Consider the following 12,302-nt stretch of genomic DNA (forward strand, 5'->3'; position numbering starts at 1 on the left):
ATTCAAGTGTTTTATTCAAGTACGAGTACTTCATTATCCCCAAAGGTATCATAGCTGGATGTAATGACTTTCTCGCCGGGGGAAATTCCGCCGAGGACTTCAAAATATTCCGGATTCTGTCGGCCCAATCTCAGATCTCTCCGATACGCTTTGCCGTCATTTTCATTCACTACAAAAATCCAGTTACCGCCGGTGGTTTGATAGAACCCTCCGCGAGGAACCTGAACCGCACTCGCCGATTCACCCAATTCCAATCTGATGCGTAAGGTTTGCCCACGACGCAAGCCTTCCGGTGCATTATTCACAAATTCCATGTCCACCTCAAACTGCCCGTTGTTAATGACCGGGTAGATTTTGGTAATCAACAGTTTGTGGTCTCTTCCGTCGAAAGTAAAGGAACCCTCAAGTCCACGTACAATACGGGAGAGGTGATATTCATCTATAGCGACCCGGACTTTGTAGCCATCCAAAATATCAACCTGACCAATTCGCTCGCCGGAAGAAATAGATTGCCCCTGATTTAATTCGATAGTGCTTAACTGCCCAGCAATTGGAGCCGTCACAGCGAGGTTATCCAGAATTTGCTGAACGGCATTCAGGTTTTGGAACATACGGTCTTCCGAGTTGTTGAGCTGCCTCAGCTGAGTGATAGTTTGAACTGAATCTTTTTTGTAAGACTCATAGGTGAGTTCATATCTCTTTCTCTGGTATTCGTAATTTTCTTTAGTTGTCTGAAACTCCTCTTCTGAAATCAGACCTCGATCAACAAGCTTTTGCTGGCGCTCAAATTGAGACTTTAGAATTTCTTTTTGAGATTCCGCATTAGCCAGCTGCTCCTGAAGTTGTAATGTATTTTGTTCCAGATTCAGACGGGAATTTCGGACGTTATTAATTTGATCATATAAACCCGATGTTTGCTGCAGTACCTGAAGCTGAAGACTTGAGTTGGTAAGTGTCAGAATGGTATCGCCTTCCTCAACCATGGTGCCGGATTCTAGAAAGACTTCCTGCACAACACCGCCTTCAATAGCATCAAGGAAAATAGTTTGTATGGGTTGAACGGCTCCGGTAACCTGAATGAATTCCTGAAAAGTATCTTCCTGTACCGTTGAAATTGTAATTTTATCCCGTTCCACATTCAGTGTTGATCGCACATCCATAAACCAAAACGCATAAATACTAAGTCCGATAAAAGCGGCTCCGCCAAAAATCATCAGGATGCGTTTAAGCGTCCATGTTTTCTTTTCTATCTTTCGATCCATTCCCATCCGTAAATGTCCTGCTCTATTATTTTGAATTACTTTCTTAGCATTAGTTCAATATACGTGCCAAACTAAGCCAACTGATCTAATAAGTGAATTAGAGGTGATTCTTTCAAGATTAATGTTCACATTCCAACATTGAATGTTCGATATCGAACACTTATTTCATAAGTTTCACACATTAGACTACTTCAAAAGAACAATGTTACAAACGGTATGATATTGGCATAGCGTATAGCGCAAAGTGTTTTGCGCTTAGCGTTTTTTAGGCGACTAAAATTATGGTATAGAATGGCAAAATTTAGATTTCAAGACTTAGAGATATGGCAGATGGCTATTGATATAGCAGAGGAGTTGTTTGAAATAGCTGATGAACTTGAGCAAATGAAGCTATTTAGGTTTGCAGATCAACTAAGAGGCTCCGGGCTGAGTATGTCGAATAATATTGCAGAAGGTTCTGGTTCTGGCTTTCCTAAAGTATTTAAGCGTTACCTCGATCATGCCCGAAGTTCGACATTTGAAAATGCGAATGTAATCGTGGTTTTATATAGAAGGGGTATAATCTCAACCGAGAAACACGAAAATTTGCTTGATAAACTCGACCACCTAAGTCGAAAAATCACCAATTTTAAGAAAACTTTATAAGAGCTAAGCGCAAAACGCTCTGCGCTTAGCGAGAATAGATTATGAAAAAAACCGGTCGAATTTTAGTTGTTGATGATGACACGGATGTATTGAATGCAGCCCGACTGTATTTGAAGCAGCATGTGGAAAAAGTAGATGTGGAGAGTAATCCCAAGCTCATTCCAACACTGATGAAGGAGTACGATTACGACGCTATTCTTCTGGACATGAACTTCCACGAAGATGTAAGCAGTGGAGAAGAAGGCTTTCACTGGCTTGAGAAGATTTTGGAGATGGATCCCGCTATGGCTGTGGTGTTGATTACTGCATATGGCGATGTGGAGAAAGCAGTTCAGGCCGTTAAAACCGGAGCATCTGATTTTGTACTGAAACCATGGCAGAACGAAAAATTATTGACTACCGTCACCTCAGCTATGAACCTCAGTCAGTCCAAGAGAGACTCGCAAAAACTCCGAACTGAAAACGCCGCGCTAAAGGCTGATATGGAGCAGCCCTATCAAAATATTATCGGGAAAAGCCGGGCGATGGAACAGGTTTTTCAAACCATTGAGAAGGTAGCCAAGACGGATGCCAACGTTCTGATTACGGGTGAAAACGGAACCGGAAAAGAATTGGTAGCCCGGGCACTGCACCGTCGCTCCAACCGAAGTGAAAATGCATTCATCACAGTTGATATGGGAGCCTTACCGGAGACCTTATTTGAGAGCGAGCTCTTTGGTCACGAGAAAGGAGCCTTTACCGATGCCAAGGAATCCCGGGCAGGAAGATTCGAAATTGCTAACGGAGGGACTCTATTTCTGGATGAAATTGGGAATCTGCCGGTACAGCTTCAGCCCAAATTACTGTCTGCATTGCAAACACACGAAATTCGAAGAATAGGCTCCAACAAAACCACCAAAATTGATATCCGTCTGATTTGTGCAACGAATGTTGCTTTAGGTGAAATGGTAGAGAAACAAGAGTTCCGGCAAGATTTGTTGTACCGGATTAATACCATCGAAATCAAACTTCCACCACTCCGGGAAAGAGCGGAAGATATTCCACTGCTGGCCGAACACTTCCTCAAACAATATCGAACCAAATATAAAAAGGGGATAACCGGAATTATGGATCAGGCTATAGATCACCTTAAAGAATATCACTGGCCGGGTAACATCCGGGAGCTGGAGCATGCGGTTGAACGCGCCGTTATTATGACGGATGAGAAGCAACTTCAAAAAGGCGATTTCTTGCTAACTTCAGTTTCAGGAAAAGACCATCAGTTGCCGGTTTCCGGTTTAAATCTGGAAGAAGTGGAAAAGACGGTTATTCGAAAAGCGATGGAGAAACATAGCGGAAATATCTCTCACGCAGCGGATGAGCTGGGTTTAACTCGGGCATCGCTCTACCGGCGTTTGGAAAAATATGGGTTGTAGACTCTTAACTTGTCATCTCGCAGCGAATGCCCGAGATCTGGATGGTGAAAAAATAACAGCATGAATTATAGAATTAGATTCCTGCCTGCGCAGGAATGACTTTAGAAAAAATGATCAAAAGCTTTAGACTTGGAATTATAATCCGCATTCTTATGCTGGCTGCGTCACTGTTGTTGGTGATGTATCTTGTGCTTGAGACGGAGTACTACGTCAGCATGGCTATTTTAAGCCTGGTTATTGTCGGGCAGATTATCGCTTTGATTACTTATCTGGAACGGACCAATATCTTACTCACCCGCTTTTTAGAAGCCATTCGCTATTCCGATTTCACCGGCGCTTTTCGGAATCATGGGCTGGGAAGTAATTTTGATCAGCTTAATGCTGCTTTCAGTGATGTGATCGATAAGTTTAAAGATGAGCGAAGCAAGAAAGAGGAAAGCATTCGGTATCTGGAAACGGTTGTGCAGCATATTGGAATCGGCTTGGTTTGTTTTAATGGTCAGGGTGAAGTTGTGCTGTTGAATACCGCGGCTAAGCGTTTGTTTAAAGTAGCAACACTCAGAACACTTGATTCCCTGAAGTCTATTTCAGAAACACTTTATAAAACAGTAAAAAAGCAGAAGGGTGGGAACAGAAGTCTGATTCGGGTATCCATTCAAAATGAAACCCTGCAGCTTGCGATGTATGCTACGGAGTTCAGGATGAGAGATGAAGCTTTTAAGCTGGTTTCTTTTCAGAATATCCATACAGAACTTGAAGAAAAAGAGATGGAAGCCTGGCAAAACTTAACCCAGGTTCTTGCCCATGAAATCATGAATTCAATCACGCCGATTTCATCACTTTCCAGTACGGTAAAAATGCTGCTTGAAGAGAATTCGGTGACTAAAGAAAATCATGTAGAGCTAAATACTGAAACGGTCGAAGATGTAACCGATGCGTTGACCACTATCAGTAAGAGAAGTCAGGGATTGATGCGATTTGTGAATTCCTATCGCGATTTCACCCAAATTCCTGAACCGAGTTACGAACTATTTAAGGTGAAGGAGGCTCTTGATCGTACTGCTAGTCTGATGAGAACCGAAGCGGCTAAAGATGGAATTGAGATTATGGTCGAAGTTGATCCTGAAAGCCTGGAGCTTACCGCTGATCCTCATTTGGTGGAGCAAATACTTATTAACATCGTAAAAAATGCAATTCGGATATTATCGGATCAGGAAAATGGAAAAATCTGGATGCGAAGTGGAATTGAGGAATCAGGGAAAGTAAGTATTCAAATTCAGGATAATGGTCCCGGCGTGAAGAAGGCGATGAAGGAGAAGATATTTATTCCGTTTTATACGGTGGGGAGTAATGGAAAGACCAAGGGTTCTGGTATTGGACTGAGCCTTTCCCGACAAATTATGCGCCTGCATGGCGGGAGTTTAATTTTAACTACAGAATCCGGCAAAGGGTCTACGTTTACGATGAGGTTTTAAGTAAGAAGATTAAGCCTTTTTCAGATGCTGAATCAAGTTCAGCATGACAACTTCTTTTTTGGAATGATGCTAAAAACTATCACGGGTCATTCCTGCGCAGGCAGGAATCTAATTACTGGAACAATATCAATGCAGTATTAAAAAGTACCCGGGTCTCGGTCATTCGCCGCGAGATGACAACTATCGCTCCTTAAACCTCCCCATGTAAATACTTCAGCCTTAGCGGCTCCTCTAACTTCTCAATAGCATAGCGAAGCATAGTCCGGGGCATGTTTTGGTAGTACTTTCTCAGGAACTCCTCTTCTGTTTCTAAGTCTCGGTTTCCAACTTCACGAAGCATCCAGCCAACGGCTTTGTGGATCAGATCATGATCATCATCTACTAATATCTCAGCAATTTTGATTGTATCTGTAAAATCTTCTTGTTTGATGAAATGGTAAGTCGTAATCATGGCGATACGCTTTTTCCAGAGGTCATCAGATTGAGCAAAGTCATATAATAAACCTCGTTCTTTATCCTCCAGAAAAGGGCCAAGAATTTTATGGCATGAGCTATCCACAATATCCCAGTTGTTCATAGCCGGTAAGTTGTTGAGGTACAATCGAGTCATTTCTTCGAGCTCATCTACCCCACCTTTTTCAACTTTGTAGGTCATCAGCATTACGGCTGTCAGTCGTACTTCATGAAATTCATTTTGTAGCAATTTCTCAATTTCATTGGCAGGCAGATCCCGATACTCCTTAGCTATTTTTCGTTGATCGGGGACTTTGATCCCCAGAAACTTGTCACCTTCCCCATATTCACCGGGGCCGGATTTAAAGAACCTAGTTGAGTGCTTTGCCTTTTCAGGGTTTGCAAGGTTTTTGAGTTGGGCTATAACTTCGGAGTGTTTCATAAATCAGAAATAAAAAGACCTCCCAATTAAGGAGGTCTTTTTAAAATTAGCAAGATCTATTTTCTGTATTCTGGCTCCGACGCAGAGCGTCAGGAGCCAGATGGTAGCCAGGTTGTATTATGAGATTACTAACCTCTGCCTACAACCCTCGTGCCGATCGCTCTGCGTCGGCACGGAAGTTAGTGACTGCCAAAGCAAGTACACTGTAACCCGGCTGCTTCGAGGGTTATGGCATGCCAGTCGAATTCATCGCTGTAGCCATTACGCTCCCACCAGAATGGAAGTCGCTCATTCATTTGATTTCCAACTTCATTCATAGTAGCGGCATCAAACAAGCGACCATTCATCATAGTGTGAGTCACGGAATTTGTGTTTTGAATATCTTCAAGCGGATTTTCGTCCAGAAGAATAAGATCGGCCAGTTTGCCTTCTTCAATAGAGCCAATGGCGTGATCCATTCCGAGGTAATGAGCCCCGTTGATGGTCGCTACACGTAAAGCTTCCATGTTCGACATTCCGCCCTGCTCAAACATCCAAAGCTCCCAATGAGCACCTAATCCCTGAAGCTGACCGTGAGCACCAAGGTTTACTTTAACCCCGGCATCGTTAAGCATTTTGTCAGATTCGGCGGTCAGGATATGTCCGTTTACATATTCTTCGTCCGGAATCATTTCACGGTGACGAGATCTTGGGTCAATAACTCCACGGGGAGTAAACGTAAGGAGTCGCTCATTTTCCCAAACGTTGGTTTTTTGATACCAGTAATATTCGCCACTCTTACTTCCGTAGTTAACCACGTGGGTTGGAGTGTATCCGGTTTCGCTGGCTGCCCAAAGATTCACTACATCTTTATAAAGAGGAGCCACGGGTATGTTATGCTCAATGCCGGTATGTCCGTCTAAAATCATACTCATGTTGTGGGTGAAGGTTGAGCCACCTTCCGGCATCACCATCATCTCCAGCTCCTGAGCTGCTTTGATTACCTGCTGGCGCTGATTTCTTCTGGGCTGATTGTAACTCTTCACAGAAAAGGCGCCCCATGCTTTTGTTCGATTCAACGCAAACAGAGCATCATCATAACTATTGATTTCTGCTTTGATGGAACCATCAGCACCGTAAAGAATTACGCCAGTTGAGAAAACTCTTGGCCCAACCATGTTTCCGGCTTTGACTGCCTCTGAATGGGAGAAAATCATTTCGGAATTTGAAGAAGGATCGTGAACGGTTGTCACCCCATAAGCCAGATTCGCAAAATATTCCCACTGTTGCTGTGGACTTATACCCAATCGGAAGTTTCCAACATGGGCATGTACATCAACAATACCTGGCATAATGGTTTTGCCGGAAGCGTCGATTACTTTTGCTCCGGATGGAACTTCAACATTAGCTCCAAGAGCTACAATTTTGTTGCCTTCAACAACAACGGTTCCACTTTCAATAACTTCATTATCATCGTTCATGGTGATGATGCGGGCATTGGTGAAAGCAATAGAGCCTTCAGGAACGTAAGATTCTAATTCCAAGCCAAGACTGATGCCTTCGGTTGGAGGTTCTGGGAGGGAATCCGGAGCTCCTTCAACAAACTCAAAGGAGTTCTTAAGATCTACCGTGAAATATTCTTCGCCAAGCGTCCAGTGCAGCTTGTCGCTATTAGCCGACCAATGCATGTGATAACCAGCCTCAGAAGAAACCTGCTTAACCGGAATAGATCGTGTATTTGGATTCAGCTCTATGGTTTGACCTGTTTTCGGAACGGGTGCAATATATACCTTATGAAGGTTTGAGAAAGCCATCCATTCGCCGTCCGGACTTGGCACAAATTCATGTCCATAGCTGGAAGTGAAATGCGTTTTCTCGTCTTCACCGCGAAGATTTACACTTCGGTAAGACTTGTTGATCCCTCCAAAAATATATCCACCGCTTTGATAATAAATACGGCTTCCATCGGCATTAAATCTTGGGAAGGCTCCGCCATCCGTGATCATCATTTCACTACCACCATTCGCCGGGATAGTGTAGATCCCCGGATTTAAGGTATGAACAAATCCCTGCTGACCATTTCCACTTTCTTTGCGGAATACAATCGTCTTGCCATCAGGAGAGAAAGACGGTTCGCGATAAATGCCTTTTTCACTGGTTACTTTTTTAGGGGAGGAAGCATTTCCGCGACGGTTAAAAGTCACGACGTTAATAGCTCCCATATTCTCATCACTCCAGCTTACATAAGCCAGTGAATTTCCATCTGGGGAGAAGTTAGGTTCGAACTCAAAATCAGAACCACTGGTAAGCCTTTTCGGGGTTCCATTAGGAAGTTCTTTTATCCATAAAAATCCAGCAGCACCAAAAACTACCTTGTTGCCATCTGGAGAGGTTCGCAGTTGGCGTACAGCTTTTGCAGTAAACTTATCAGCTTCAATATTTTGCTTAAAACGAACGGCCTTAACAATTTCATGGGACGATTCTGCTTCAAAAGGAATAATCTCTGAGTTTCCGGTTTCGGTGTCAATCTTGTTGATTTTACCGTTGGCCCAAATCACAATATGCTGATTGTCAGGCATCCAGTTGTAGTTGGCATTAGGGCCAAAAATAGCCCAGGCTTCCTGCATGTCTTTACTCAAATTATCATAAACAGGTTTTTCAAGACCAGACTTCAAATCTCTGATATATAAAACGGACTTAGTTCTCACACGACGGACAAAAGCCAGCTTCTCTCCATTCTGAGAAATCTGTGGCCGGATTGCACCTCCATTACCACCAGTCACGGTCTCAATATCTCCCTCTTCCCGGTCGTATCGTTTAATAGCATAAATCTGACTGTTGGGATCTTTGTTGTATTGGAAATAGCCACCCGGATAAACGGCTTCACTGTAATACACATATTGGCCATCGGGAGAAACCCATGGCTCACCAAGATCTTGCTGGGCATTCGGTTTTTCAACGAGCTGAATTCCAGAACCACCGCTTTTGTGGTACATCCAAAGTTCACCGGCTCCTAAAGAACGGGTAGAAGAAAAGTGTTTTTTAGCGATGATGTATTCACCATCTGGAGTCCAAACGGCATTATTCAAAAGCCTGAAACTTTCATCCGTTACCTGATGGGCATTTTCGCCATCTATGTCCATAACCCAAATGTTATCTCCGCCACCGGCATCGCTGGTAAAAGAAATATGTGAGCCGTCGGGACTAAATCGTGGCTGAATCTCATAAGCGTTTCCACTTCTAAGCGCAGTAGCTTCACCGCCCGAAACTGGGATGATGAAAATATCCCCTAGCAAATCAAAAACGATGTGTTGCCCATCCGGACTTACATCCAGATTCATCCAGGTACCCTCATCGGTTGTGAAGGAGACAGGGGTTGTTTCGCCTAAAGGTGGGTCAGTAACATCCCATTCATCTTGGGCTTGTACTGTTGAGAATAAAAGTAAGAGGGAAAATAGAGTGGCTAAGTGTTTCATAAGTTTTTCAAGCATAATTTGGTTGCACCGATTATACCAAAATAATGAGTCAAATTTGAGTGAAGGTTTAAGTAGTATTTTTACTTTCTTGTAGATTCTTAATTTAGATGCTGGAATAAATTCCTCATATTTGACTGGTTTCAGCTTAATTAAACTAGTGAGTTTGAAAAGAATACTACTAACAGGGGTGTTAGGACTTATACTTTGCGCATCTAATGCTCAAGAATATAACATCAAGACCTATTCGGTGAATGACGGGTTGCCATCTAGCACGGTTTATGATGTTCACCTTGATGATAAAGGATTGGTATGGTTTGCTACCTCCTATGGCTTAGCAAAGTTTGATGGCTTTGAATTTGAAAATTTCGGCTTGGACCAGGGATTAAGGGATGAGCTGATCTACGATATTTTTGAAGATTCAAAGAACCAATTTTGGGTTTCTACTGAGACAGGTGGGGTTGGATTTTTACGAGGAGATACGGTGATCTATGAGCCTGAATTTGCCCACTTAGACTCGATGCTCATCAATTTTATAACAGAATCTCCGGATGGGGAAGTATGGTTTGGTACAAACGCTCACGGTGTTCAGATTTGGAGTGATTCTTCATTTACTGCTTTAGACACCCTAAACGGGCTCCCAAGTAATCAGATCTGGGATATCCAATTTTTACGAGACAACGAGGCTTGGATTGCTACCATGAATGGGGTAGCAGTATATGATGAAGGGGAAGGGATTCAGCAGGCCTGGACTTCTAAGGATGGATTGAGTGGCGGAGCAGCCTATCAGGTTTTTGAAGCTTCCGACAAAACCATTTGGATTCCAACAAGTGACGGAATTACACTCATCAGCCCTGATAATGAATTGAGTACCATCAAAGAAATAAACGGGGAGCGATTAGCATATGTCTACAATGTTAATCAGGATGATGACGGTTTAATCTGGATAGGTACCGAAAGGCGAGGGCTATATTGGTTTGATGGGGAAAGCTACACACACATCACAAAGAAGAATGGTTTGAGTAGTAATTACATCTACCGATTAATAAAGGCGGATGATGGAGCTATTTGGGTAGCCACGGATGGGAATGGAGTCAGCATCTTTAAGGACAAGCAGTTTATGTTCTATGGAGAAAGCTCAGACGTAAATTCTGGCGGTATATATAGCATACTTGTGGCGGATGATGGAACCATGTGGTTTGGTAAGGATGGAGGGCTGGGTAGCTATCGCAACGGAGTTTTTAACTCATATCCTATTCCTGATAAAATAGGTGGTACGGACGTGGAGGATGAAATTTGGGACATCGAGGAGCTTCCCAATGGAAATCTTTTGTTGCTAACTTATGATTATTGGCTGCTGGAATTTGATGGGGAAAGTTACAGCATGTCATCATTATTGGCCCCTCTTTACTATTACTATATAAACGATATTGATGTTGACGAAAATGGAGAGGTATGGATTGGTACAGAGAATTTACTGCTGAATTATAGCAATGGGGAAGTAAAAGAGTTTAAGCCTAGCGACGAATACTGGGAGTCGTATGTAAACCTGGTTTATAAAGACAGCAAAGGCAATATCTGGTTGGGAACAGAAGGTGGTTTGGCCAAATTTGATGGCACAGAATTTATTTATTACAACGAAGAAAATGGATTAAAAGGCCCAAGTATATATGAGGTCAAAGAGGATGGCAGAGGCAATATCTGGGTGGGTACCAACAAAGGCTTATCCGTAATTAAGAGTTATGGGGAATCATGGGATTCTAAGAAGATTGAATTTTTTGAAGCTGATGAACTATTCCTACCGGAGACTATTTCACTGTTGTTTGATGATGATGGTGGGCTTTGGCAAGGTACCAATGCCGGGATCAATTACTACGATGTAGAGAGTTGGTATGAAAACGGACAAATGGACAAAGTTCACTTTTCACTACAGGATTATGGAAAAGGGTTGGAGTTTAATGGAGCCGCTGCTGTAATTGGTCCGGATGAAAACCTATGGTTTGGTACAGCAAGGGAAGGGCTGTTAAAGTATGAGCCGGATGTTAAACCTACCCAAATTAGAAATAGAGCGCCCCAAACTTTTATTAGAAGGGTGATTGTAAATGGTGAAGCAGTCTATAATCAAGAAACTTCAACCAAAGAAGTATCCGAAATAAACCTCGATTACAATCAAAATAATATAGAAATCGAATATGGGGCTGTTTCGTACAAAGACCCTAACCGCATTTTCTACCGACACAGGCTTGCTGGCTTTGACGAGGATTGGGATACAGAATTTGATAAAAGGGAGGCTGTTTACACAAACTTAAATCCTGGTGAATATACTTTTTCCGTCATGTCTAAATCGACCAGTTCGGATTGGAGTGAGATGGTATCTACAATCACCATTAATATCGCTAAACCATTTTGGTCTAGCTGGTGGTTTATTTTATTGATGATATCACTGATCGGGGGAACGGCATTTTTCTTATTAAAGACTTATATCAATGTAAGAGAGAAAAAGAAATTGGAGGGACTGGTTGAAATCAAAACGGCAGATTTGCAATCTGCTGTTGACGAAAAAGAAGTGCTGATTAAAGAAATCCACCACCGGGTGAAAAACAATATGGCCGTAGTTTCCGGTCTGTTGGAACTGCAGTCCTGGCAAATGAAAGATGGTAAGGCAAAAGCCGCACTTGAGAACAGCCGACTTCGAATAAAGACCATGTCTTCAATTCATGAGAAATTGTATAAAAGCATGAATTTTGCGGATGTGGACATTCAGGAATTTGTTGAAGATCTGATAAAGAATGTGTCCGGATCACTTAAAGCTATTGATAAAGAAATCACGGTAAAACACTTTGTAGAGATTGAAAAACTGAATGTAAACAAAGCTATCCCATGCGGACTCGTTCTTAATGAACTAATCTCAAATGCTTTTGAGCATGCTTTCCCGAATGTAGAGGAAGGAGAGGTAGAAGTAATATTCAAAGAAAAAGATGGCCTGTATTATCTCTGTGTAGAGGATAATGGGATCGGAATGCCGAACGGGATTTTAACCAACACAAGGCCTTCACTCGGTCTCACTCTGGTTCAATCACTTTCAGAACAGATATATGGAGATCTCACTGTGAGTGAAGGCAAGGGAGCTAAAATCGAAATCACTTTTCCAAAGTAAC

The 12,302-nt window shown here is 42.6% G+C and carries 7 protein-coding genes; 4 read left to right on the forward strand and 3 right to left on the reverse strand.

The annotated features are described in order from the left end of the window. Positions 1-11: 11 nt before the first annotated feature. Positions 12-1,268 (reverse strand): efflux transporter periplasmic adaptor subunit, encoded by a 1,257-nt coding sequence (locus CL667_16435; GenBank protein ID MAL19286.1) that lies wholly within the window; start codon positions 1,266-1,268, stop codon positions 12-14. A gap of 285 nt (positions 1,269-1,553) precedes the next feature. Here CL667_16435 and CL667_16440 point away from each other — a divergent pair, with 285 nt between their 5' ends. The 3 genes from CL667_16440 to CL667_16450 all read left to right on the forward strand — a co-directional run bounded on the left by CL667_16440 (position 1,554) and on the right by CL667_16450 (position 4,797). Beyond that, on the forward strand, positions 1,554-1,907 hold the full coding sequence (locus tag CL667_16440) for a four helix bundle protein (protein ID MAL19287.1): 354 nt from the start codon (positions 1,554-1,556) through the stop codon (positions 1,905-1,907). A gap of 41 nt (positions 1,908-1,948) precedes the next feature. Then, a complete protein-coding gene (locus CL667_16445; protein ID MAL19288.1) occupies positions 1,949-3,322 on the forward strand; it encodes a sigma-54-dependent Fis family transcriptional regulator in 1,374 nt (457 codons plus the stop codon). Between the two features lie 95 nt (positions 3,323-3,417). Beyond that, positions 3,418-4,797, forward strand: coding sequence for an ATP-binding protein (locus CL667_16450; protein MAL19289.1), 1,380 nt, complete (start codon positions 3,418-3,420; stop codon positions 4,795-4,797). A gap of 190 nt (positions 4,798-4,987) precedes the next feature. Here the strand turns inward: CL667_16450 and CL667_16455 are convergent, their stop codons facing one another. Beyond that, complete coding sequence (locus tag CL667_16455) at positions 4,988-5,692, reverse strand: DNA alkylation repair protein (GenBank protein MAL19290.1); 705 nt, start codon at positions 5,690-5,692, stop codon at positions 4,988-4,990. Positions 5,693-5,871: 179 nt separating this feature from the next. Next, positions 5,872-9,147 carry an amidohydrolase gene (locus tag CL667_16460; GenBank protein MAL19291.1) on the reverse strand — a complete coding sequence of 1,092 codons (3,276 nt, stop codon included), beginning with the start codon at positions 9,145-9,147 and terminating at the stop codon, positions 5,872-5,874. Positions 9,148-9,334: 187 nt separating this feature from the next. Here CL667_16460 and CL667_16465 point away from each other — a divergent pair, with 187 nt between their 5' ends. After that, positions 9,335-12,301, forward strand: a complete 2,967-nt coding sequence (locus CL667_16465; protein ID MAL19292.1) for a hypothetical protein — start codon at positions 9,335-9,337, stop codon at positions 12,299-12,301. Position 12,302 lies beyond the last annotated feature (1 nt).

The sequence above is a fragment of the Balneola sp. genome, assembly GCA_002694685.1.
In the GTDB taxonomy this organism is placed as follows: Bacteria; Bacteroidota; Rhodothermia; order Balneolales; family Balneolaceae; genus Gracilimonas.